A 23,612-nucleotide genomic window follows, 5' to 3' on the forward strand; every position below is an offset into this window, starting at 1 on the left:
CCCACTAAAAACCTCTACAACTACTAAGCTAATAAGGTTAAGCAATGATCGCCTCACTGTACCATCAGACTTTATTCATTGATTAGCTACGGCGTATACCAAATAGGTGAGGTATAGGCACGCTCCTGAATAATTGCCGGGCCTTCAGAGGGTATCTGAACTCTTCCATGGTTGATTTCTTTTGCTGCCACCGCATCGTAAAGGGAGTGACGCGGCGTTGGAATCTGTAAAACACGAACATAATAAAAAGCCCTCTGGTTCATATCAAAGCCTGGATCCTGCCATAACGTGGACAACTCGATAGAACCCAGGGTATTGGTATAAAGGCCTGTCTCGCGGTCAACAGTATCACCCACCGGAGGTAATTGACCTCTGTTATCCAGGGACCGCTGGCCAGACCAGGCTACGTTAAAGATCTGCTCATGACTGTGCCCTCCCTCGTCGAGCCATGACTTTACAACTTGGACTCTATCAAGATTTGCTCCTTTGGGATCTTTAACAGCACGTATCAGTAATTGTATCGACTTATCTGAAGCTTGGGGCCTGGTTAAATCCCCCCCCATAGGCACTCCATGGGAATAACCCAATTCAGCAATATTTTCTGCATCTATTGCATGCTTTGGGAAACTCCAACCTGCAAAAACACGCACTTGAATTCTCGGCCCTGTAGTTGCATAAACCTCACGACGCTTAAAAGCGGCAAACAGGCTTTCTCGTGTATTTTCCTCGGCCCAAACTGCAGCAAGACCAGAAGCTGACATATTCCAACCAGTTGCTTTGGTTCCGCCTATGACAGTATTTTTCCGCTTGCCCTCCGGAATTGAATCATGGGCAAATTTACCCCAGAAGTTTCCCTCTTCAGCACTCGATATACCGGTATGAGAATCGGTGGACCCAATCAATCCAAACTTATAGGGATTCATCCCTATTTTCTCTCCAATCTCCAAACCAGCCCTTAAGCCAGAGCGCACATAGTCGCCTTTAGCTACACGATAAGCTTCTGGATCAGCTTGTAAGTAGAAAGGATAATTTTCGAAGTCAGCAAAGGGATCCATAGGTGAAAGCTGTGAGTGCGTCTCGGAATCCCCTTTTATTTGCGTCATCTCAACCAGGGGCTCCCAGCGCATGCGCGTTCGTGCATACTGTGTGTCGATCGGCTCACCACGCAGAGTGGTTTCTGCAAACATGTACCCTTTTGACACATTGGAGTTATGGGGGATAGCAATGAACTCGCTACCAGTTCGCTCTGACGTTTCATCCAACCAACGCCATAATTCCTCTGGATATTGACTCTGGTCTGACCCAAAAGGCAGATATTGCTTAGCCTGTTTGGAACCATTGGGGGAAACTACCACCCGATGCAGGTTGGCCCCTGTAGGGGTTGAACTCCACTCCCAACCTATAAAGCTCGTGAAAGTACCAGGTTGATAATGACGCTCGGCTGCATCAATGATTTCATGCCAAGCAGTTTCCCGGGTTTGATTTAAGTCCCCGAGCACCGGCTCTGGGGCAATATTGGCAGGGTCCTGTACTGGATCAGCATCATCCTCCGAGTTGAGCGCCTGTATCGGCAGCAACTCATTAAATATATCCATCCCCTCATTCACAGATACTTTATAGCGAATATGCTGCTTGGCGAACCAGCGCTTTATTGATTGGGAAATGGGTAATTCTGTATTTAGCTGGTCTGTTTCGTTAACTATCGCCCTCATCACCCCCAATCCCTCTGCATGATCGGAGACCACAAGAAAGTCCAGCGGTGTATCTATTCGTACCTTAGCATGAGTATAAGGGTGAATAACCGGTTGTCCCTTGGCCCACCGATAAGCAGTATCAGGTGTTGCCGAGTAATTTTGACTTAAAAAGGCATCGAATGAGTAAGAGGTATGTAAATGCATATCTCCCCAGAAAAGCTGGGTGGGCTCATCAGCCATCACACTTCCATATAATGCGGAGGCTGATAAACCAGTAAGTACCACTATTCTTTTAATTAAATTGTGCATAGTTCCCATCGCATGAGTATCGGGACTTACTTTAAAAGCAGCAGGTTTCCTTAACATACCAAGACTGTTAGGCTAATCTTGGAAGAATGTAGAAATACTGATTTTGATGCTAATAGTTTGGCCTATGCACTTCTTTACTTAACTGGCCAAACTCTTGACCAATTAGGACAAGCTGGCAAATGGCTGAGAATGGACACACAACCATTGCAACCTGGGTTTTACCCATTATTGAGGCTTTAAAACCTTATTGTCCCCCCCGGGAAGCCCTGCGAAAGGCCGGTATCTCAGCCTGTAGCATAGAGGATACAAATAGACGTATCCCTTTGGAAAACATGAAAAAATTATGGAATCTGGCAGAGTCCTTATCCGGCAATGATTGCATAGGTTTAGAGGTTGTGAAGCATGTTAACCACACAAACCTCCACGCTCTAAGTTACGCTCACTTGGCCAGTAGTTCCATCAGAGAAAGCCTGGAGCGGTCATCGCGATTCTCAGAGGTAGTCAGCACTGCCATGAAAATCAGTATTCGCAATGAGCGACACGAAGTAATAGTCTCCTGGCACAAGGTCGAAGACTTGCATTATGAGCCCAGCATCCATGCAGTGGATGCCTTTATCGCCTTGTTAATAAAATCATGCAGGAAAATATCCCCGGATATCCACAAAAATCTGATTGCAATTAACCTTACGCGCACGAAGCCAGTCAACCCTGAACACCATCGAATGATGTATAGATGCCCAGTGGGATTTTCTGCAAGCACCTGTGAAATTCGATTAGAACGCGATTTTGTAGATCGGCACATCTGCTCAGGAAATAGTGAGTTGGCTAATATCAACGAACAGGCACTAACGAATTATCTATCACGCCTAAGAAAAAATGACATTATCAATATAACAAATAAAGTTTTAATAGATCTGATGCCTACCGGTGACCTATCCCAAGAAATTGTCGCCAAAACCATCGGAATCAGTTGCCGCAGTCTACACAGAAAACTTAAGGAAAAAGGTTCCAGCTATCAGGCAATACTGGACAAAACGCGTAAACACCAGGCTATTCAATACCTGAAGCAACAAGAGTTACCCGTGACATCAATTACCTATAAGCTTGGATTCAATGACACCAGTAGCTTTTCGAGGAGCTTTAAAAAATGGACGGGAAAATCCCCACGTGAATTCAGGAAACATGGCCAACAAGAAGAGCATAGCACCAGTGAATAAAACCTATCTCATCAATGTGTAATCGCATATAGCTTACTCTTTAAAGGCCGTTCATAGCTACATATCGGAACGCAACCCAAAAATATCTCTAAAGAAGAAACACACCACCAACCATAAGGTACATTATGTGTGACTGTTTGTGCGGGGCCGTATTACGACCACCGCTCTTTTCTGACTAATTGCTAATTCATTAAACTCTTACTCACCACTTCATAAACATCTTTGGAGAGCTCCCCGGAATTTGACACTCGTAATAGTGCAGCTTTCATTTTATCTGCCAAATCCCCCTGATATTTCTTCCAGCGCGTGATAGGAATTACCACTCTGGAGGCTATCTGGGGGTTTAACTTATCTAAAGCAATAACCTGGTCTGCAACAAACTCAAAACCACTACCATCATTTTTGTGGAATTGTTGGAAATTTCGATTGGCAAACCCACCAATTACTGCCCTCACTTTATTTGGGTTTTTCAACTCAAAGGCGGGATGCTGCATAAGCGCTTTGATATTATTCAGGGTGCCTCTTTTCGCGCTACAGGCTTGCTGTGCAAGCCAAAGCTCAGTAACTTGTGTATCTTCCTTCCAGCGGTCATAAAATTGATGAATGGCTTGTTCAGCGTATTGATCATTACCATAGTTAATCAATGCACTTAACGCCGCTGCTCTGTCTGTCATATTTCCAGCCGAATCAAATTGTCGCTGAGCGAGATCTAGAGCATCCGCAGATTCTGTGATACAGAGGTATTCCAAGCAGATATTCTTTAACCTGCGCTCAGCGATATCCTTGGCATTAGGGCTATAGGGCCTTTCAATATCAAGCTCAGCATACCGTTCTTTTAACTCATCAATAAGCGCGCAGGAGAGCGATTTACGAGCAAAAGCTCTTGCAGCGACAATAGCTTCAGCATCAATAGATACTGATTCCTCCGCAATGGAGTGCTCACTGGGCAAAAGCATAATTTCCGCAACCAGTGCCGGGTCTAGCTCTTTATCCAACAATATATTCCGATAAGCCAAAATGAGCTCTGGAGACAGTTTTAAAGTTAAACCTTCTTGGTATGCACCCTGAAGCAGATTCATAGCCTTAAACGCTAATCTTTGAGAAGCATCCCATCGATTAAAAGTATCCGAATCATGGCTCATCAGGAATAGAAGCTGCTCAAGACTATAGTCATAGCGTACTTTCACTGGTGCAGAGAAGCTTCGTAAAAGGGAAGGTAGAGGCTTCTCATTCAGCCCATTAAACTCAAACATCTGTTCACTTTCAGTGATCTCCAGAACAAGCTGGGTGGAGCCCGCTTTATCCAACGCGATATCGCTCCCTGTTGAGTCCAGTAACCCCACCGTAAGGGGAATGTGGAACGGGAGTTTGTCTTTTTGCTCAGGTGTAGGAGGGCAAGACTGGCGAATGACAAACCTATATACACCCGTACTTTCATCAAATTGATCTGTCACATCCAAGACTGGCGTGCCAGCCTGGCTATACCAGCGACGGAACTGGGTGAGATCCACCTGATTAGCATCTTCCATTGCAACTATAAAATCTTCACAGGTAACGGCACACCCATCATGCCGCTCAAAGTACAGGTCACTCCCCTTGCGAAAGCCATCCGCTCCTAAAAGCGTATGGATCATACGCACAACTTCTGCGCCCTTTTCATACACAGTAAGTGTGTAGAAGTTAGAGATTTCCATATAGGAGTCCGGGCGAATAGGGTGCGCCATTGGACCGGCATCTTCCGCAAATTGATTAGTACGCAGCAAGGTCACATCTTCAATACGTTTAACGGCCCTCGAATTCAAGTCAGCGGAAAATTCTGCATCGCGAAAAACCGTAAATCCCTCTTTAAGACTAAGCTGGAACCAATCGCGGCACGTAACCCTATTACCCGACCAATTATGAAAATACTCATGACCAACGATTGATTCAATTCTTTGGAATGCCGAGTCGGTAGCGGTTTCCGGGCTGGCTAAAACACAGGCAGAATTGAAGATATTCAACCCTTTATTTTCCATTGCCCCCATATTGAAGTGATCAACTGCAACAACCATGAAAATATCGAGATCATATTCCCGACCATACACCTCCTCATCCCAGTGCATGGCACTTTTCAAGGATCGCATCGCATGATCACATTTGCCGATATTTTTTGCTTCAGTAAAAATCTGTAGCTTTACTTCACGTCCACTGGAAGTGGTAAAAGTATCATCAACATGCTGTAAATCTCCCGCAACCAGAGCAAAGAGATAAGCCGGTTTGGCAAAAGGGTCTTCCCAAGTAACAAACTGACGTCCGTCCTCAATATAGCCCCGATCCACTTCATTACCGTTGGAAAGCAACACAGGATGATCTATTGGGGCCACAATGGTAGTTGTGAATTTTGACATTACATCAGGCCTGTCTGGATAGAAGGTAATCTTCCTGAAACCCTCGGCCTCACATTGCGTACAATACATACCATTGGAGAGATACAGGCCCTCTAAGGATGTATTATCCTCAGGGTTTATCCGATTGTGAATTTCCAGGAGAAAATCTGGTTTCTCAACAATAATCGACAATCCCTGCGGTAACTCCTGATAGTCAGCGGGAGACAGCATGGTGCCGTCAATAGCAATAGACAGCAGTTCCAGGTCGATTCCATCCAGAAGTAAAGGCGGTATTCCCTCTTCGGCCTCCGGATTTCTACGAATTTTGAGACGGGATTTCACTAGGGTGGCCTTTGGCTCCAGTTCGAAGCACAAGTCGGTACTATCCACCAGGTAATCCGGCACACGATAGTCCTTCAGGTAAGTAGTCTTCGGCTGGGCATCTTGCATTGTTGAAACATCCTCAATAAGTATGTTCCTATCGGAACGGTAAGGGGATAAATAAATTGGGGTAAAAAGCAGTATTACAAGTTGAAATAATAAGCCTAACTATTAGCATTTCTTATAGGCTTGTATTCCCACTTATCACTCAGTAGATCAGAATAACAAGACCTTCTCCATGCCGGCTGGTTTGGAAGCCTCTCACCCTGACACTAGCATTCAGCAATTTTGCGGCCATTTACTTTCACAGTTATCTTTAAAGCAACAAACGGTCGGTGGGCTGCTTCTCACTCAGGTGGTCATTATGGGTAACAAGCTTATCGCTTTACTGTTTATCGTTGGCATTTTGCTTTTCATTGCTACGCCAGCTTCGGCAGCAAAGCTGGACGATGAGCTGAACTCCCGCATGGAAGCTCTCAAAATGGCCTTTATGCAACATGATGGTAATGCCATCAAAGAAATAATGACTAAAGACGGATTGATAGTTACTCCCTATTACAAGGAAGCCCTCGGTCCCGGACAGGTTGTTGAAAAGTTCAGAACCTTGGATATTAAGAAACACTCCTCTTATAAGGTCTCAATAACACCTCTGAGCGCAAAGACTGCACTTATGACCATGTATACATCTTTTGAGGGCAGCTTCGAAGATAAGCCAGTTTCCGCCTGGCTGTTTACATCCAGCCTCTGGGTCAAGGAACAGGGCCTATGGCGCCTGAAGCTACTGCAGGAGACCATAGTAGAAGCACCATGACTGCTTGTTCACATTTTTTCAGCCATGAATGAGTGAACCATCCTATTCACGAATAATCCAACGTTTGCACCAATGATTATCCGGCCAGTTTGATAAAATAGCCTTTTACCAACTTTATGGGAGCAGTTGTCCTGCATTGTATGCCACCTACTGCAGTCCATAAGCGAGATAACAAAGTTACCTCCTTTCCTGGAGCTTGAGGTTTAGCGTGCGAAAGCCCCGTATTCTTATTTTTACGTTTTTAACTATCCTGGCTATGCTGCTATTCGGCAGCTGGTGGAAGAGGGATATCGTCGCCCCTCAACTTATCAATTTATTTTCCGGTGAAGTAGTCATCAAGCAACTATCCGGGCTGAACATCAGTTTCAGGGAAGTTTCCATTGAGCGGATTCAACTGACATCCACTAGTGGCAAAAACCTGACTCTAGATAATGTTCAAGTACTCTACCCATTCCATGTACTTATCAGCCGGGATAACATCCAGAGAATAGAATTATCAGTTGACAAGTTAACTCATCAGGAAAGCAAACCGGACACACAGAATCCGACGTCTCATCTGCTCGCAGAAGAAATTATTTTTTCCCTAGAAAAGATCGCCCGGGATATCACTCAAAATATACCCGGAAAAGTGCTAGTGAAGGAAATCGAAATTAATAACAGCTTTATTGCTGGCCCACTCAGCATTGTCCGAGAAGACAGCAACATCCTCGCAGAATTACCCTATAAGACTATTGGATTTGATAACTATCACATCTCTTTAGAGCTAGACCTAACCCCAGACAAGATTTCTGTGAATGCTAGTATCACTCCAGGTTCTTCTGAATTAATATCCTATACGACACTGAGTATCTCGAAAGAGGGCAGTAACTATTGGAAGTTGGATGGTGAAGCAACTTCGAACCTGGAAGTAATTACTCCAATTATCAGGGCTACTCGGCTACTAAACCTATTTCCAGAAAGTGAAATTGACTCCAGCGGACGACTTACTGTAAATGCAAATGCACTTATCCCTGATAATATCTTTTCCCTTTCGGATTACCAGAATATCAATCTACAGGTGAAGAGCAAATCACTGGAAATTTCAGGTTTCGACGACAAATCAATCATAAATACGACGGCCAGGCTATCAACCACAACGCCTATTGAGATCGAGTTTAAGTCATTTTCTCCCCTACTACTCGAGTACATCACGGGTTCCGGTGCATTTGAAGTTTCATCTAAACATGATAACGAAGCTGATAAACCCCTGCTCAACTTGAAATTTGAGTCCGCTACTGACGAAGCACAAAGCCCCAAACTACACGCGGAGGGTTCTGCTTATCTCGATGCAGCAGAGCCTATACTACAATCGCTTCACCGGAAGATATTTGCTCCCTCATTTACAGTAACCAACTTGGGGGGCAAGCTGAAGTTTCAGAGTGAGATTTTCTTTAAGCCTGTCAACTCAACCTCGGCGTGGCAAAGCTGGCTAGAAAGGATTGGCATCAACTTTCTCCCTGGCAGTGAGATACACCTCAACACTTCAATATCAAACCAGGAAAAAAATTCCCTTTTAAAGTCCACCGGATTGGACCAAAGCCAAGCAGATGTAGAGATTGTAGATACGGTACAACTTATATTGGAGCCATCTGCCACCAACACTTTTGCGGCCTCTATCAGCAATGGTGGGGTTAATTCAAAATTACAAGCATCTGGTTCAACCACCTCAGCTGTTTTACAAATTAGACAGCTTAATTGCAGTTATAATAGGACTTCTGAATGCGATTTCAACCTGGACTTAATGGCACCAACCATTATTAACAAAACGATAAATACCGTCGTAAAGGAGCTTCATTCTTCTGCAAAAATCAAAATCCAAACGGACGGTGACATTCGAAAAGTTAAACTTGAGCAGATAAATACCACATTTGAAGAAATTACAGGGGGAGAATTCAAGCTAAAGAAGGGTGTTATTCAACAACCCCTAATGAACTGTGAGATAAAAACACTCTCTACAAGCTGTATTAGTCCGAAATGGAAAAATCAACTTGATGCATTTAACAGTGAATCTATTTCGTTATCTGGAGATTTGGTCTTAAGTGATTTTAACCTAAAAACTACCAAAAGAAACACTGAGCTAAGTGCCAACTTCTCCAGCAAAAACCTCAAAGTTATTACTCCTGAAAATTATTCAATGACACCAACCCTCACTGGGGTTTTCTCCCTGAACGGAGATAAGATTGAGGGAAAAAGCCAGCTCAATGCTGGGGCTTTGAGGCTTGATTCGAATTGGTATCATAATATCGAGCAGGCCACCGGTAATATTCATTTTTCCTTACCAGAGGTTGAATTCACCACAAATAACCCCCTCAGCAAGGCAGTTCAAGGTTTGCCCTTAGATATAGTTTCAGGGGCATTTTCTGCCAATGGCAATGTATCCTGGCCTTTACAACCAAAAAATTCCTTCAAGTTAATACTTACCAATATTGCTGCAGTCTACGGGGAAAGTTTTGCTACTGGAGTAGAAGGGACAATTCTACTGGAAAACGATGAGGAACATTGGTTTACGCCGAAGCCTCAGCCGCTATCAATACGATCTATCAATGCAGGACTCACTTTGGATAAAGTCCTTTTTTCTTTGTCTCTGGACAGGGAGCAGGATCTGTCGCTGAGGGATTTCTCAGCTGAATTTCTTGACGGGGAGCTGCGTTCAGAAGCGCTCACCTGGAATCTGGCCGATAAAACTCGGAGCAGTATCCTGTCTGCCAAGAATGTGTCCTTGGAACAATTGGCTCAGGAAACTGAGTCAGAAAACTTTGAAGCTGGCGGACATCTAGATTTGGTGATTCCTATTATAACTGGCCCCGACGGCATCACAGTAAAGCGCGGCCATTTGGAAGCAGTGGAGCCGGGAGGACGACTGAGATATTACGGAGCTTTTTCCCCTCAGATACTGTCGGGGAACCCGCAACTTAAGCTGATTGCGAATGCGCTCGAAGATTACGATTTCCGTACCCTGGAAGGCAGTATGGAGTACCCTCCCAGTGGTGACCTGCAGCTAAGCTTAAAGCTTGTAGGGCGCAGTGATTCCGTGGATTCAGAGCGGGATCTGATTATTAACCTCAATCTTGAGAATAATATTCCAGCCATGCTTCGCTCTCTTCAGGCCAGCCGCGATCTAACAGAAGCCTTGGAAAAGCAGCTGGACCAATAGGTCTGGATTAAAGTAGGCTCTTCGAAATTGGGGACTGGCTAATTCAGAGCCGGTTAAGGTTAAGCGAATACTATATGGGGAATATGGTAACTCCCAATATGGTTGGCAAACCTGGCCCAGATATTGAGATAACTGCTGTAACAGCAACAAATAGAAGGTACCTGAAGGTACGGAAAGGAGTAGCAGATGAGAGCCAGCCGGCTGATTTCCATAGGGCTGTTGTACGCTATGGTTGCCACAGGGTGCACCCCTACTGTGGCGGTAAAGGCTCCCAGTGAGCCAATCACTGTAAACTTAAACGTAAAGATTGAACACGAAATCCGGGTAAAAGTTGATCGGGACCTAGATACCTTGTTTGAAGACAAAGAAGGCATTTTTTGAGGAGGCAACGTATGCATATGTTAAAGAAGGCCCTGTTACTCGTAGGCTTCGTCATCGCACTTCCAGCAATGGCGATCTCACTCAATGAAGCCAAGAGTCAAGGGTTGGTTGGAGAGGCAAATAGCGGCTATATCGCTATCGTAGACGCTAGCTCCCCGGAGCTTGAGAAGTTAGTCAAAGAGATCAATGCAAAGCGCAAAACTTCTTATGCGCAAATTGCCAAACGCAATAATGTCGATATTGCTCAAGTAGCGGCCCGTGCCGCGGAAAAACTGGAAGCTCGCCTTTCTCCTGGGGAGTATTACCAGGACAATCTTGGGCGCTGGGTCAGGAAATAGATCAGACCCAATCTATTAACCTCAAATTGAATCGCTAACGGAAACCCCACGGATACATTGTCTTCGTGGGGTTTCCTCGGTTAAGGACCAAGTTTATAGGTTTCCAAACAAAGACAGTCCATCAAGTCCTTGTTTTTCCATGACTTCACGCAGGCGCTTAAGTGCATCAACCTGGATCTGGCGCACCCTCTCACGCGTTAGGCCGATTTCCCTACCAACTTCTTCCAGGGTGCTCGCTTCAAAGCCACGCAACCCAAATCGCCGGGAAACAACCTCACACTGTTTGTCGGGAAGCTCCCCGAGCCAGCGATTAATGCTATCAAAGAGATCACTGTCCTGAAGTAACTCAGCCGGATCAGACTCCTGCTGGTCGGGAATCGTATCCACCAGTGTCTTTTCCGAAGAGGGACCTATCGGAGTATCTACTGAAGTTACCCGCTCATTGAGCCCTAACATCCGCTCAACGTCTTCAACCGGCTTCTCCAATAAATTAGCGATCTCTTCTGCGGACGGCTCGTGATCCAGCTTCTGCGCCAGCTCACGGGATGCCCGGAGGTACACATTTAATTCCTTTACAACGTGAATTGGCAGGCGAATAGTCCGAGTCTGATTCATAATGGCTCGTTCTATTGTCTGACGTATCCACCAGGTAGCGTAGGTAGAAAAGCGGAAACCCCGCTCAGGGTCGAACTTCTCAACAGCGCGGATAAGCCCCAAATTACCCTCTTCGATCAGGTCTAGCAGCGCCAGGCCACGGCTGACATAACGACGAGCAATCTTTACTACCAAGCGCAAATTACTCTCAATCATGCGCTTTCTCGCCGCAGCGTCACCACGCAAAGCCTTACGTGCGTAATACACCTCTTCTTCAGCGGTCAATAAGGGGGAAAAACCAATTTCATTCAGATAGAGTTGAGTAGCATCCAAATTCTTCTGCAAATGGCTGTCGCCATCCAATCTGGTGACCCTACTCTTCTCTCCGGGGGAGGAGACGGAGTTATTTTTTGCCGCATTTCTCCGGGTACGGCCTTTACCTCTCTCTTCGCTGCTACTTAGTTTCTGCTCTTCATTCTCTACCGCCAACTCAGGAGGAAAGTCTTCTGCCTGGCCAGCCAAAGACTGGTCTTGCCGTTGTGCTTCCATTTCCCCTGCTCCTTGTACTTTGCCAATATCAGCCGCCCAAACACTCAAGAAGCTGATCAAAATACAATCAGGCACCATGAGTGTATGGCGACAGCCACTGAATCGGCCAGACCCTTCAGTCGTCACGATTACAGTGACTACCTCAAGTGGTATTAGTTAAAAGTCCATTTTTATTTACAGAGCTTTACTGCACCCATCCGGCTTACGGCAAGTAAGCAAGAGGGTCTACTGGCTGACCGTTTTTGCGAATCTCAAAGTGGAGCTTGTTGCGGTCGGTACCACTCGAACCCAGTTCCGCTATCCGTTGCCCAGCTTTGACTTTGCTGCCCTCTTTCACCAACAAACGGTGATTGTGGGCATAAGCACTCAGGTAAACTTCACTGTGCTTAACGATCAGCAGCTTTCCATAACCTCTCAATGCACTTCCCGCGTAGATAACGGTGCCATCGGCTGCTGCCAATACAGACTCACCCTTTTCTCCTGCGATATCAACACCCTTACGCAAAGGATCCCCTGAGCGGAAGCGGCTGATCAGTTGGCCTTGTACAGGCCAGCGCCAGCGAATAGAGCCTGCGCGCTTGGTTTGAGCCGTTTGGCGTCGAGGAGCTTTCGTTAAGGATTTTTTACTTGCTGTCGCGGCTGGCTTCTTTGAGGAAACCGGTTTACTCACAGTTTTCTTTGCGGCGATGGGAGCCTTTGAGGAGGCACTTGGAGGTACTTTTCCCGTCAGTTTAAGCCGCTGACCAGGATAGATATTATAGGGAGATCTAATGCCATTAAGCGCCGCCAGCTGCCGAAAATCCTTGCCGTATCGCCAGGCAATTGAATAGAGGGTGTCGCCCTTACTCACTGTGTGATAGTTGAGCCTGATACTGGGGGGTTGCTTCAGGGAACTGGTGGGAGCCATATGGCTACCACAGGAAACCAGAAGCAATAACAGGATACTGATGCCTAATATTTTTAACACCCCAAACAAAAAATGACCAGAAATGGGGGAATTGTTCCGCCAAAACAGGCCTTTAGAGCGTAGCAAAAGATGACATTCCATTATTCTCTTTTTACATCAGACCACGGCATTTATGGAAAAAGTGTCTAAAGAAAAGCTCCAAAAATTCCGGTGAACGCTTCATAAAACGCTGCCATACCGAGATTTTCCAGATCTTATTGCGGTGTGGCGCTAGATGTTCCCCGATGAGCCCCTCCCAAGAAGTCTATTGTGAGAACCAACACCATGGCCGCCAGGGCAGCTGTAATAGCCCCACCAAGTTGTGCCGAATCCCCTGTTTGAGTCACAAAATCTGCCGGAGTGGTATTTGTTAACAGCGGTGCCAACTTACTGGACGTTTCTGCCTCTCCGGGCATAGGCAGTTTCCAAGGCCAAATTATTTTCAAACTTCCCAGCAAGATTCCAGCAAGAAAAGCCAGTGTACGAGCGACAAACCTATGCATCAACCACGAAAGTAATCGACTAAATAACATCAACCCAATGGCTGCACCTGCGGCAAAACAAATTAAATTTGTTATCTGTAACTCATGAACGGCGGAAAGCACCTTGGGGTAAATCCCAATCATCAACAAAATAAAGGCGCCGGAAATACCCGGAAGTGCCATTGCACAAATAGCCAAAGCTCCAGATAAAAATAATGTCAGAGGCGTTGCCGGGATTTCTCCCGGACGTAGCTCACTGACTGTAACCGCCAAAGCTATGCCCAGGAACAAAAAAACTATAACTGAAGGGGACCACCGCGGAATATTTCGTATAACCGGAACAGTGGATGCCAGAACCAAACCAAAAAAGAAAGACCAGACAACAATCGGGTAATTCTCCAGCAGTCCACTTATTAATCGGGCAAGACTAAAAATACTAATCAGCACTCCCAAAAACAGGGACAACAGGAAACCACCGTTTATATATTTCCAGGTTGCTGCAACGCCCTCCTTCCTTAGGAGAGTGATGCAGTGTGGGCCTATTCGGCTGAGAGAGTCCAGTAACTCCTGGTAAATCCCCGTAATAAAGGCGATAGTTCCCCCAGAAACCCCGGGGACCACATCTGCAGCCCCCATCGCCATACCTCGTAACACCACCCCAGGATAGCGACCTCTGAGGGTTTCATATAACTTCATCGAACAACACCACTGAGCAGCGGTACAAAGCGAACCGCCTCCAATTTTTCCACATCAAATTGATCACTATCCTGGCGACGGGTCACCATCGTCAAATACTGATGCTCTGAACCAACAGGAATCACCAACACACCATCAGGTGCCAACTGTTGCTTCAGCTCATCGGGAACTACTGCCGGTGCTGCCGCAGCCAGGATTGCATCATATGGACCTTTTTCTGGCCAACCAAAGCCGCCATTGCTAAGTTTGTATTCAACATTATGGTGACCCAGCTCTGTCAAACACTTACGTGCCTTCTCCAGCAATGGTTCGACACGCTCTACAGAATAAAGTTGTTCCACCAAACGAGAGAGAATCGCTGTTTGGTACCCGGAACCCGTCCCCACTTCCAAAACGCTGTGCAAAGACTTGGCTCGGCTCAAGAGTAGCTCTGTCATTCGCGCAACAATGTAAGGCTGAGAAATAGTCTGCCCGTAACCAATAGGCAGGGCCGTATCCTCATAGGCGCGAATGGCCAGAGCCTCATCCAGGAACAGGTGTCGCGGTGTTGATGCCATTACATTGAGGACTTCTTCATTACTGATGCCCTCTTCACGCAATCGCTGTATCAGACGATTGCGGGTACGCTGGGAAGTCATTCCCAAACCTTCGTGTCTCAAGCGGTCCATAAGCTGTTTGATTCCATCCCCTGTATCGCAGCCGTCGCTTCCATTACTGAATTTTATGTGCCCGAGTTCACATTGACCAGATTGGCGACTTCCCTCAGCAAGGCGGTTGCGAACGCGCCTGGTGGAAGAGCAAATTCAAGTTCCAGGTTATCGCCACACCACTGGTAGCGAAAAGCCTCCGGACGTAATACCAGCGGTCTTCGCTCCTGCTTTAGGCCACAATGTTCCAGCCAGTTGCACCAGGGTTGCCATTCTCCAAGAACCCTTTCCTCAAGCTCACCTGCAATACCTACAGTTGGGTTGCGTCCGCGCCCCCACAAGGGACCACTGGGAGTGGCCTCTGGCTCCCCATCAAGGCACTCGAACCAGCTTTTTGAATTAACCCTCTCCGCCAGAACCTGGTTGAACAACCAACTGCGCGCTGCCGACATGGCAAAGGCTTTCTCACTTTTGCGGCATCGACCTTCTTCTTCCGCCAATTGGCGCGCCAGATCCAGGTTACCGCCAGAAACACCGAAGCGCTGTTCACCAAAATAATTCGGTATACCCTCCCTAACTTGCTCCAGAACCTTGTCTGCAGCTTGGCGATCTCCCCGAATATTGCGCAGGCGAATTTTGAATCGGTTACCGGCATGTTCGCCGCGACGTAGCTTGCGGGCACCGCGAAATGTCTGCAGTAAAGAAACCTCATCACCATTAATCTGCAACCAATCGGCCTCAGGTTTTTGTCCAAGCCACACGCTAAACCACTGGGTGGTAACTGCATGCCGATCTTTCAAACCAAAATAGCTGACATCCAGTTGACGTACGCCGGCGAGTTTGGCCAATTGTTTCGCAACCCAGGCAGTGTTGGCACCTCGCTTCCGGATGTGCAGGTATACGTGCTCGCCATCATCACAGGGTTCTGGAAAGGCCAACTCATCGACAACAAAGTCTTCCGGCTCAGTACGGAAATCTGCGGAGATTTCTGCCCCTCCCAAAGCCCGGGGCCAATTTAGGTTCCAGGCCTCAGACATGGCTATTCTCTAGCAATACCACAGCCTGAGCAGCAATGCCCTCTCCACGCCCAGTGAAACCAAGCTTTTCAGTGGTTGTGGCTTTTACACTGATGCTCTCAACATCCACATCACAATCCCCGGCAATATTTTCTCGCATGGACTGGATATATGGTGCCATCTTGGGGGCCTGGGCTATCAGGGTGGTATCCACATTCACCAAACGATAACCCTTACTATTAACCAAGGACAGGACATGCCGCAGCAATGTGCGACTATCAGCACCCGCATAGCGTTTATCCGTATCAGGAAAGTGGTAACCAATATCTCCAAGGGCCAGAGCTCCAAGTAGAGCATCTGCTAGGGCGTGTAAAAGCACATCCCCATCTGAATGGGCCTTTAAGCCAAACGTATGGGGAATTTTTACCCCACCAAGCACAACATGATCGCCAGGGCAGAATGCATGTACATCAAAGCCCTGACCAATTCGAAAACTCACTATCGTTTATCCTCAGTGGGTGCATAACGCAGGCGGAGTATGGCCTCAGCTACCATGATGTCTGAAGGATGGGTCACTTTAATGTTATCGCCCTGCCCCTCAACAAGTTGCGGCGAGTGGCCAAAAGTCTCAAGTGCACTCGCCTCATCCGTCACCGCTTCACCTTGCTCCAGCGCGCGATTGAGACAGGAATACAACACTCCCAATGGGGCGCGCTGGGGTGTCTGTGCCAACCATATCTGTGTGCGGTCAAGAGTTTGCTCCACACAGGGCACACCACTCGATTCATGACCGCGCTTTACCGTATCACTGGCAGGTCTTGCCAGGAGAGCCATAGGGGAAACACTCTCATCCAGAAGTGCGCTAATGTCATCCAGGGTCACGCAGGGGCGTGCAGCATCGTGAACCAGCACAGGGGTATCAGCCAATTCCCGTTCAGAAAGAAACTCTAATGCAGCAAGAACAGAATCAGAACGCTCAGCACCACCGGTAACAGTGTGCACGAATGGATGCTCCGCCTCCCTCAAGTGCTGGAAGAGTTGATCATCACCAGAAAGGGCTACGACAATTCCAGCGAGCCCGGGCCAACTTAAAATATTACGTAAGGTTAGGGATAACAGGGGTTGCCCAAGCAAAGGCAGATATTGCTTTGGCCGATCCGCGCCCATGCGTTTGCCAATTCCCGCAGCGGGTACAATCACCCAATAATCTGTAATCACTTTTTACCCTCTTCCGAATCCAGGAAGATAAAAAGGGTTTCCCCCTCTTTTATGAGTCCCAGGTCATAGCGTGCTTTAGCCTCAACACCATCGGTGCCCACTTTGAGGCTCCTTACTTCCCTCAATAGCTGACGATTTTCCCGAGCGAGAGCAGCATTTTTTTCCTGTTGCTGGTCGAGTTGTCGTTTAAGACGGGTAACTTCGGCGAGACTGCCTCCACCAACCCAAAGTCGATATTGGGTGGTAAGCAGAATGATAGTGAGAATTGCCAGCAGCCATTTCATACGAGATTACGATATTTCGCTTGTTCGTATTATAGATATTGCAGAGGAAGTCCTCTGCAATATCTATGTGCGATTCAAATATTGATTATTTAAATTCAGCACGGCCACGGTAAGGAGCGGCACCGTTCAGCTCAGCTTCAATACGCAGCAGACGGTTGTACTTGGCTACGCGGTCGGAGCGACACAGGGAGCCGGTCTTGATTTGGCCAGCAGCAGTAGCAACAGCCAGGTCGGCGATGGTGGTATCTTCGGTTTCACCGGAACGGTGGGATATCACTGCGGTGTAGCCGGCATCTTTTGCCATTTTGATCGCGTCCAGAGTCTCAGATAGGGAGCCGATCTGGTTGAACTTGATCAGGATAGAGTTACCCACGCCTTTCTCGATACCTTCTTTCAGGATCTTGGTGTTGGTTACGAACAGATCGTCGCCTACCAGCTGTACTTTGTCACCAATTTTGTCAGTGAGCACTTTCCAGCCGTCCCAATCGCTTTCGTCCATACCGTCTTCAATAGACAGGATTGGGTAGTTTGCGGAAAGCTCGGCCAAGTAGCTGGCAAAACCTTCGCTATCGAATTGCTTACCTTCACCGGACAGGTCGTACTTGCCATCTTTGTAGAACTCGGAAGAAGCGCAGTCCAAAGCCAGGGTGATGTCATCGCCCAGGGTGTAACCGGCTTTTTCTACCGCTTCAGCAATGACTTTCAAAGCTGCTTCGTTGGAAGGCAGATTCGGAGCAAAGCCACCTTCATCGCCAACTGCCGTATTCAGGCTGTTGCTAGACAGTACTTTTTTCAGGGAGTGGAAGATCTCAGCACCTTGACGCAGGGCTTCGGCAAAAGACTCAGCTTTAACGGGCTGAACCATAAATTCCTGGATATCCACATTGTTATCAGCGTGCTCACCACCGTTGAGAATATTCATCATCGGCACCGGCATAGAGTATTGACCGGGGGTGCCGTTCACCTCAGCAATATGCTGATACAGTGGAATTTTCTTGGAGGCTGCAGCGGCCTTGGCTGCCGCCAGGGAAACAGCCAGGATAGCATTGGCACCCAGCTTGGCTTTGTTTTCAGTACCATCGGCATCGATCATCGCTTTATCCAGGGTGCGCTGATCAGTTGCGTCCATACCTTTGAGCAGATCGGCGATAGTGGTGTTGATATTTTCAACCGCCTTTAATACACCTTTGCCCAGGTAACGGCTCTTATCACCATCGCGTAATTCCAGAGCTTCACGAGAACCAGTAGAGGCACCAGAAGGAGCACAGGCGGAGCCAATGGAACCGTCTTCCAGGATTACATCGGCTTCAACGGTAGGGTTACCGCGAGAATCCATTACTTCAAAGGCTTTAACAGCGACAATCTTGCTCATTTACAATGGGCTCCGTATTGGTACTTACTGAAAATAGGTTTTCGTAAATCAGACGTTATGCACTTTTGCTACAGCACTAAAGCTAAATAGCAGAGGGGAAAGTGCCGCGCGCCCGATCAGGGCGCGCAAAAAACTCTCTTTTTTATTTCGTATCCAGCGGCTCAAAACCTTTGATCAGGTCATCTACCGCTTTCATCTGCGCCAGGAATGGCTCCAGCTTCTCTAATGGCAATGCACTGGGGCCATCACACAATGCTTTGTCTGGATTCGGATGTGCTTCCAGGAACAGGCCGGCAATCCCGATAGCCAAACCTGCGCGGCCCAGCTCAGTGACCTGTGCACGGCGACCACCGGAGGCTGCGCCGGAAGGATCGCGCATTTGCAGTGAGTGGGTAACATCAAAAATCAGCGGCGCACCGCCGGAGGCATTGATCATGGTGCTAAAGCCCAGCATATCGACAACCAGGTTGTCGTAGCCAAAGCAGGCACCGCGCTCACACAAAAGAATATTTTCGTTGCCGCACTCAGCAAATTTCTCCACCACATTTTTAACTTGCGGCGGGCTCATAAACTGGGGCTTTTTGACGTTGATCACTGCACCAGTCGCTGCCATAGCGGCGACCAGATCAGTCTGACGGGCCAGGAAGGCCGGCAGCTGGATAATATCCACGACTTCGGCAACCGGAGCAGCCTGGTGTACTTCGTGGACATCGGTAATCAAGGGGACCTTAAAGGTGTCTTTGATTTCCTGAAAAATCTTCAGGCCTTCTTCCATTCCCGGTCCGCGATAAGAGTTGATGGAAGAGCGATTGGCCTTGTCAAAAGACGCTTTAAAAACATAGGGAATACCCAGTTTTTCAGTGACTTTTACATAGTGCTCAGCCACCTGCATCGCCAGGTCGCGGGATTCCAGTACATTCATACCGCCAAACAGCACAAAAGGCTTATCGTTGGCGACCTGAATATTTCCGACTTCAATGGTTTTCACTGTCAGCTCCCTGTCATCTCACCCCCAGCCACAGGCGCCGGGGATGGAATTACTGATTAACCCTGGTTTTCACGCTGCTTCATTGCCGCGGCAACAAAGCTTTCGAACAGCGGATGGCCGTCGCGCGGGGTTGAAGTAAATTCCGGGTGGAACTGGCAAGCAACGAACCAGGGATGGTTCGGCAATTCAACCATTTCTACCAGGGTATCGTCTGCAGACCAGCCGCCAATTTTCAAACCGGCTTGCTGCAGGCGATCAACGTAGTTGTTGTTCACTTCGTAGCGGTGGCGGTGGCGCTCTACGATCACGTCTGCACCGTAGATATCGCGGGCCTTGGTGTCTTTAGCCAGGCGACATTCCTGGCCGCCCAGGCGCATGGTGCCGCCCAGATCGGACTGCTCATCGCGCTTCTCGATATTGCCTTCGCTATCGATCCACTCTGTGATCAGGCCGATAACAGGGTGCGGGGTTTTAGTATTGAATTCAGTACTGTTGGCACCTTCGAGGCCGAGCACATTGCGCGCGAACTCGATAACCACAGATTGTAAACCGAGGCAGATGCCCAGGTAAGGAATATTGTTTTCACGGGCGTAGCGAACAGATTCAAGCTTGCCCTCTAAACCGCGCTCACCAAATCCACCGGGAACCAGGATTGCATCGGCATCCTTGATCAGGTCAATGCCGTTCTCGCCCTCAACGTCTTCAGCGTTGATAAAGTCGATATCCACTTTGCAGCGATGCTTGATACCCGCATGGGTCAGGGACTCGATCAGGGACTTATAGGCATCCAGCAACTCCATGTATTTGCCAACCATGGCAATTTTCACTTCGTGCTGTGGGTTCAGCTTGCCATCGACCACTTCGTCCCACTCGGACAGGTCTGGAGCCTGGCATTCCAGCTGCAGCTTTTCCACAACGATATCGTCGAGGCCGTAACTGTGCAGAAGACGCGGTACGCCGTAGATGGTCTTGGCATCGGGCAGCGGTACCACAGCGCGCTCTTCAACATTGGTGAACAGTGCAATCTTGCGGCGGGAGTCCTCATCGATCTCGCGCTCGGAACGGCACAGCAGAATATCCGGCTGCAAGCCGATAGAACGCAACTCTTTAACAGAGTGCTGGGTCGGCTTGGTCTTGGTTTCACCAGCAGTGGCAAGAAAAGGCACATAGCTCAGGTGGATCAACAGGGCGCGGTTGGTGCCCATTTCCACACGCAGCTGACGCACAGATTCCAGGAACGGTTGGGATTCGATATCACCTACGGTGCCACCGATTTCAACAATAGCGACGTCGACATCGCGGCCACCTTCCACGACGCGGCGTTTGATCTCGTCGGTAATGTGGGGGATCACCTGTACGGTACCACCCAGGTAGTCACCACGACGTTCTTTACGCAGTACGGTCTCGTACACACGGCCGGTGGTGAAGTTGTTACGCTTGGACATCCGGGTACGGATAAAGCGTTCATAGTGACCCAGGTCCAGGTCAGTCTCGGCACCATCCTCGGTGACATACACCTCACCGTGCTGGAAGGGGCTCATGGTACCTGGGTCTACGTTGATGTAAGGGTCCAGTTTTAGGATGGTAACCTTGAGGCCGCGGGCCTCGAGAATGGCGGCCAGAGAGGCGGAGGCGATACCTTTCCCCAACGAGGAAACCACGCCACCAGTTACAAAAATATAGCGCGTCATGCAAAACCTTGGTCAGTTGAGCGCTCGATGAATGTCGAGCTTACAGGGCTGGCCCGGGCGGATAATCCAGCTTCTCCCGGTGCCTTTGAGACGGGGCGCCAGAGTAGCAGAAAACCCCTTCCCACTCAATCGAAAAACCGCCAGCTTGGAGGCCGATCGGGGATATCGCTATTTACTTTACAGGAAAAGAGCCCGGCAACAGCCACCAACTCCTCTCCCCTGTATACCAGTGGCACCCTGTCGCGCAGCCAGGGTTCCAAGCCCCGCTCTTGCAGAATCTTTTTGAGAGTTTGGGAATGGGTACGATCTATTGGCAGTGCGCGTTCTCCACCGCTGCGATAGCGCACCAGGTAATCTGCCTGCGGCCACCCTGTCACCGGCTCCAATACCGCCCCTCCTGGCAGCGCAAGGCTGGAAATACCATCCCAAGCCAAAAGAGTATTCTTACAGGAAGATAGAGGAGCCAGCTTCGGGGTCAGGTAAAGCCGGTCTTGATATCGCCTCACTACCTGCCCCCCCAAATGCACAACCAACTGGGCGTCCTGTGCTGCACCACTCACTTGCGCCAGAGCCTCTTGCAGCGAGACAGATTCTGGTGGCATCCCCCCCTGGCGTTGAACCCAGTATCGCAACAGGTTCTTACGTCTCGCCATACTCAAGGCGGAAAATACTTTCAGGGACAGGCTTTCGCCTAAACGCTCTCGCTTTAGGTCACATGTATTCAGGTCAGCAAGTGCCAACTCCTGTAACAGCTCGACGGATTCCCTGAGGTTATCCACGGCCTGAGCAACCCTCTGCCTAACCGACCAGCGCTCACCAAGCGGAGCCATGATGCGATGACGTAAGAAATTGCGATCCAGGCCTTCATCACTGTTGCTTTCATCATCAATCCAACTGAGGTTATGCTCCCGGGCCCAATCCTCCAGTTCAGCCCGACCAACCTTAAGCAGAGGTCTAAGCAGGGATGCGCCACTCCCCAATGGGCGCCATTTGGCCATACCAGCAAGCCCGAGCACACCGGCACCTCGCAGTAAGCGAAGCAAGAAGGTCTCCGCCTGATCATCCCCATGATGACCGAGCAAAATTTGATCACCTGGGGACATGACATCGCCAAAGGCACGATAACGGGCCAGGCGTGCGCCCTGCTCAAGCCCACCACCCTTCTTATCTACTGCCACGCGAAGCGCTGTAAAAGGGATATTTAGCCCATTGGAAAATGCCTGACAATGGGCCTGCCAGCTGTCCGCGCTTTCACTAAGACCATGGTGTACATGCACAGCCAGCACCGGAATCTCACATTTATGCAATACGTGAAGAAGCACAGTGGAGTCGAGGCCACCAGAGAACCCCACCCAAAGACGCCCCTGTGCGGGATAGCACTGCAGCGAAGCTTGGATAAGCTCTGGTAGCCGTTTTTGGTAAGTTGAAATTGTCACTGACAGGAGAGCCTGGAAGTAAAATCCGCAACAGTATACCTACCCGGGCAGAAAGTGAGGACCCACCATAACCGTTAAACCACTAACCCACCTCAACAGAAGCAAATTCCTTTACTGACTTCACCTTCATTAAGCCGACGATATTCCGTCGTCGCCACCCCCACCATTCCACTGGAAAAGGAGTTGAAGGTCACGGCCCCTATCAGCAATTCTAATTGTTGTGCTCCTCTTATCCGGCTTCGATTGCCAGCACCTTACAACCCACAGCGCGATCATATTGAATCGTCACATTCTGCCCGTTAGTGTAATACTGTATCTCGCAACCACCATAATTGGTTTAGAAACTCCAGCTGCTGCTATCGGTACTATTGAGCTCGTCGGCCGACACAAGACTCTTAAAGTCTACGGCAATTATTTCGATCCAATTGAAACTCCAACCTCCAAACTCTGCATAAACGCGTAAATTATAATTACCCGCCTCTATTTTGGCGGTGAAGTCGATAGTCAGCCATTTCTGCCAGCCAACGGCCGGTATTGGGGGTGACGGCTCGATCCAATACATTGCACACCGTTTAAATCAACAGATACTGTGGCACCTGAGGGACTGGAAACACGCATATGAACTTTGTAGTTTCCTGTGCTGGGTATTTGTAAATTTTTGTAGGCAAGCCACTCTCCCTGATCAATCCAGCCAACATTGAAGCCGTCGCCACGATCTTTAGTAATTTCTATATCTACGTGATCGTTTTTATAGGCACCCCCGCTGTTACCCGGTGGCCGATCACAAAATCAAGTGTAATCTTCTGCTTGGAATGTAATGATTTGAGTAGGAACGATTAACATACAAAAACAGAAGATTACCAACCTCCAACATAATCATGCTTTTATTTTTTATGAGCATTTACACTACATATTAAATTAATTCATGCAGGAATTGTGTTTTGCTCACAGGCCTGTTAGGCAGATTTCTTTAGCGTACCCCCTCCACAGAGCTTAAGATATT

Annotated in this window: 21 protein-coding genes; 5 read left to right on the forward strand and 16 right to left on the reverse strand. The window is 48.3% G+C overall.

Translation table 11 applies throughout. The features are described from left to right. Positions 1-86: 86 nt before the first annotated feature. Positions 87-1,934, reverse strand: a complete 1,848-nt coding sequence (locus ACJJIP_RS14410; protein ID WP_444945414.1) for a DUF3604 domain-containing protein — start codon at positions 1,932-1,934, stop codon at positions 87-89. Between the two features lie 248 nt (positions 1,935-2,182). On the opposite strand from ACJJIP_RS14410, the gene ACJJIP_RS14415 reads away from it, so the two are divergent. Further along, positions 2,183-3,220, forward strand: a complete 1,038-nt coding sequence (locus ACJJIP_RS14415) for an AraC family transcriptional regulator (protein ID WP_444945415.1) — start codon at positions 2,183-2,185, stop codon at positions 3,218-3,220. A gap of 182 nt (positions 3,221-3,402) precedes the next feature. Here the strand turns inward: ACJJIP_RS14415 and pepN are convergent, their stop codons facing one another. Further along, positions 3,403-6,036 carry an aminopeptidase N gene (pepN, locus tag ACJJIP_RS14420; protein ID WP_444945416.1) on the reverse strand — a complete coding sequence of 878 codons (2,634 nt, stop codon included), beginning with the start codon at positions 6,034-6,036 and terminating at the stop codon, positions 3,403-3,405. Between the two features lie 295 nt (positions 6,037-6,331). Between pepN and ACJJIP_RS14425 the strand changes: the two genes are divergently transcribed. From ACJJIP_RS14425 to ACJJIP_RS14440, 4 genes are all read left to right on the forward strand, one after another. Beyond that, a complete protein-coding gene (locus tag ACJJIP_RS14425) occupies positions 6,332-6,778 on the forward strand; it encodes a nuclear transport factor 2 family protein (protein WP_282951240.1) in 447 nt (148 codons plus the stop codon). A 634-nt stretch (positions 6,779-7,412) separates the two neighbouring features. Then, a complete protein-coding gene (locus ACJJIP_RS14430; RefSeq protein WP_444945417.1) occupies positions 7,413-9,971 on the forward strand; it encodes an intermembrane phospholipid transport protein YdbH family protein in 2,559 nt (852 codons plus the stop codon). A gap of 186 nt (positions 9,972-10,157) precedes the next feature. Continuing rightward, positions 10,158-10,352 carry a YnbE family lipoprotein gene (locus tag ACJJIP_RS14435; RefSeq protein WP_353374970.1) on the forward strand — a complete coding sequence of 65 codons (195 nt, stop codon included), beginning with the start codon at positions 10,158-10,160 and terminating at the stop codon, positions 10,350-10,352. Positions 10,353-10,363: 11 nt separating this feature from the next. Then, entirely contained in the window at positions 10,364-10,690 is a 327-nt protein-coding gene (locus tag ACJJIP_RS14440) for a YdbL family probable chaperone protein (protein WP_020411740.1), read from the forward strand. A 93-nt stretch (positions 10,691-10,783) separates the two neighbouring features. Here ACJJIP_RS14440 and rpoS read toward each other — a convergent pair whose 3' ends face one another. The 14 genes from rpoS to ACJJIP_RS14510 all read right to left on the reverse strand — a co-directional run bounded on the left by rpoS (position 10,784) and on the right by ACJJIP_RS14510 (position 23,341). After that, a complete protein-coding gene (rpoS, locus tag ACJJIP_RS14445; RefSeq protein ID WP_040628155.1) occupies positions 10,784-11,833 on the reverse strand; it encodes an RNA polymerase sigma factor RpoS in 1,050 nt (349 codons plus the stop codon). 202 nt (positions 11,834-12,035) lie between these two features. After that, positions 12,036-12,740, reverse strand: a complete 705-nt coding sequence (locus tag ACJJIP_RS14450; protein WP_353056844.1) for a peptidoglycan DD-metalloendopeptidase family protein — start codon at positions 12,738-12,740, stop codon at positions 12,036-12,038. Between the two features lie 254 nt (positions 12,741-12,994). Further along, positions 12,995-13,957, reverse strand: coding sequence for a DUF368 domain-containing protein (locus tag ACJJIP_RS14455; RefSeq protein WP_020411737.1), 963 nt, complete (start codon positions 13,955-13,957; stop codon positions 12,995-12,997). After that, entirely contained in the window at positions 13,954-14,625 is a 672-nt protein-coding gene (locus ACJJIP_RS14460; RefSeq protein WP_020411736.1) for a protein-L-isoaspartate(D-aspartate) O-methyltransferase, read from the reverse strand. Before ACJJIP_RS14460 ends, ACJJIP_RS14455 begins: the two co-directional genes overlap by 4 nt. Before the next feature lie 53 nt (positions 14,626-14,678). After that, positions 14,679-15,641: a tRNA pseudouridine(13) synthase TruD gene (gene truD, locus ACJJIP_RS14465; RefSeq protein WP_444945418.1), complete on the reverse strand. Its 963-nt coding sequence runs from the start codon at positions 15,639-15,641 to the stop codon at positions 14,679-14,681. Further along, positions 15,634-16,119, reverse strand: a complete 486-nt coding sequence (ispF, locus tag ACJJIP_RS14470) for a 2-C-methyl-D-erythritol 2,4-cyclodiphosphate synthase (protein ID WP_444945419.1) — start codon at positions 16,117-16,119, stop codon at positions 15,634-15,636. The genes truD and ispF overlap by 8 nt, the downstream gene beginning before the upstream one ends. Then, positions 16,119-16,838, reverse strand: coding sequence for a 2-C-methyl-D-erythritol 4-phosphate cytidylyltransferase (gene ispD, locus ACJJIP_RS14475; RefSeq protein ID WP_020411733.1), 720 nt, complete (start codon positions 16,836-16,838; stop codon positions 16,119-16,121). The genes ispF and ispD overlap by 1 nt, the downstream gene beginning before the upstream one ends. Then, positions 16,835-17,122, reverse strand: coding sequence for an FtsB family cell division protein (locus ACJJIP_RS14480; protein ID WP_020411732.1), 288 nt, complete (start codon positions 17,120-17,122; stop codon positions 16,835-16,837). The genes ispD and ACJJIP_RS14480 overlap by 4 nt, the downstream gene beginning before the upstream one ends. 85 nt (positions 17,123-17,207) lie before the next feature. Further along, complete coding sequence (eno, locus tag ACJJIP_RS14485) at positions 17,208-18,494, reverse strand: phosphopyruvate hydratase (RefSeq protein ID WP_020411731.1); 1,287 nt, start codon at positions 18,492-18,494, stop codon at positions 17,208-17,210. A gap of 142 nt (positions 18,495-18,636) precedes the next feature. Next, on the reverse strand, positions 18,637-19,482 hold the full coding sequence (gene kdsA, locus ACJJIP_RS14490) for a 3-deoxy-8-phosphooctulonate synthase (RefSeq protein WP_020411730.1): 846 nt from the start codon (positions 19,480-19,482) through the stop codon (positions 18,637-18,639). 56 nt (positions 19,483-19,538) lie between these two features. Beyond that, positions 19,539-21,173: a CTP synthase gene (pyrG, locus tag ACJJIP_RS14495; RefSeq protein ID WP_252085084.1), complete on the reverse strand. Its 1,635-nt coding sequence runs from the start codon at positions 21,171-21,173 to the stop codon at positions 19,539-19,541. Between the two features lie 125 nt (positions 21,174-21,298). Beyond that, a complete protein-coding gene (gene tilS / locus ACJJIP_RS14500) occupies positions 21,299-22,609 on the reverse strand; it encodes a tRNA lysidine(34) synthetase TilS (RefSeq protein ID WP_353374966.1) in 1,311 nt (436 codons plus the stop codon). A gap of 337 nt (positions 22,610-22,946) precedes the next feature. Next, on the reverse strand, positions 22,947-23,171 hold the full coding sequence (locus ACJJIP_RS14505; RefSeq protein ID WP_444945420.1) for a carbohydrate-binding protein: 225 nt from the start codon (positions 23,169-23,171) through the stop codon (positions 22,947-22,949). Further along, positions 23,114-23,341 carry a carbohydrate-binding protein gene (locus ACJJIP_RS14510; protein WP_083922665.1) on the reverse strand — a complete coding sequence of 76 codons (228 nt, stop codon included), beginning with the start codon at positions 23,339-23,341 and terminating at the stop codon, positions 23,114-23,116. The genes ACJJIP_RS14505 and ACJJIP_RS14510 overlap by 58 nt, the downstream gene beginning before the upstream one ends. Positions 23,342-23,612: the final 271 nt, after the last annotated feature.

This window comes from Microbulbifer variabilis, assembly GCF_052467165.1.

Coding starts and splice junctions, on each gene's coding strand:
- ACJJIP_RS14410 (WP_444945414.1), bottom strand. CDS start 1,934: ATGGCTGATGAGCCCACCCAGCTTTTCTGGGGAGATATGCATTTACAT.
- ACJJIP_RS14415 (WP_444945415.1), top strand. CDS start 2,183: ATGGCTGAGAATGGACACACAACCATTGCAACCTGGGTTTTACCCATT.
- pepN (WP_444945416.1), bottom strand. CDS start 6,036: ATGCAAGATGCCCAGCCGAAGACTACTTACCTGAAGGACTATCGTGTG.
- ACJJIP_RS14425 (WP_282951240.1), top strand. CDS start 6,332: ATGGGTAACAAGCTTATCGCTTTACTGTTTATCGTTGGCATTTTGCTT.
- ACJJIP_RS14435 (WP_353374970.1), top strand. CDS start 10,158: ATGAGAGCCAGCCGGCTGATTTCCATAGGGCTGTTGTACGCTATGGTT.
- ACJJIP_RS14440 (WP_020411740.1), top strand. CDS start 10,364: ATGCATATGTTAAAGAAGGCCCTGTTACTCGTAGGCTTCGTCATCGCA.
- rpoS (WP_040628155.1), bottom strand. CDS start 11,833: ATGGAAGCACAACGGCAAGACCAGTCTTTGGCTGGCCAGGCAGAAGAC.
- ACJJIP_RS14450 (WP_353056844.1), bottom strand. CDS start 12,740: ATGGCTCCCACCAGTTCCCTGAAGCAACCCCCCAGTATCAGGCTCAAC.
- ACJJIP_RS14455 (WP_020411737.1), bottom strand. CDS start 13,957: ATGAAGTTATATGAAACCCTCAGAGGTCGCTATCCTGGGGTGGTGTTA.
- ACJJIP_RS14460 (WP_020411736.1), bottom strand. CDS start 14,625: ATGGACCGCTTGAGACACGAAGGTTTGGGAATGACTTCCCAGCGTACC.
- truD (WP_444945418.1), bottom strand. CDS start 15,641: ATGTCTGAGGCCTGGAACCTAAATTGGCCCCGGGCTTTGGGAGGGGCA.
- ACJJIP_RS14480 (WP_020411732.1), bottom strand. CDS start 17,122: ATGAAATGGCTGCTGGCAATTCTCACTATCATTCTGCTTACCACCCAA.
- eno (WP_020411731.1), bottom strand. CDS start 18,494: ATGAGCAAGATTGTCGCTGTTAAAGCCTTTGAAGTAATGGATTCTCGC.
- pyrG (WP_252085084.1), bottom strand. CDS start 21,173: ATGACGCGCTATATTTTTGTAACTGGTGGCGTGGTTTCCTCGTTGGGG.
- ACJJIP_RS14505 (WP_444945420.1), bottom strand. CDS start 23,171: ATGTATTGGATCGAGCCGTCACCCCCAATACCGGCCGTTGGCTGGCAG.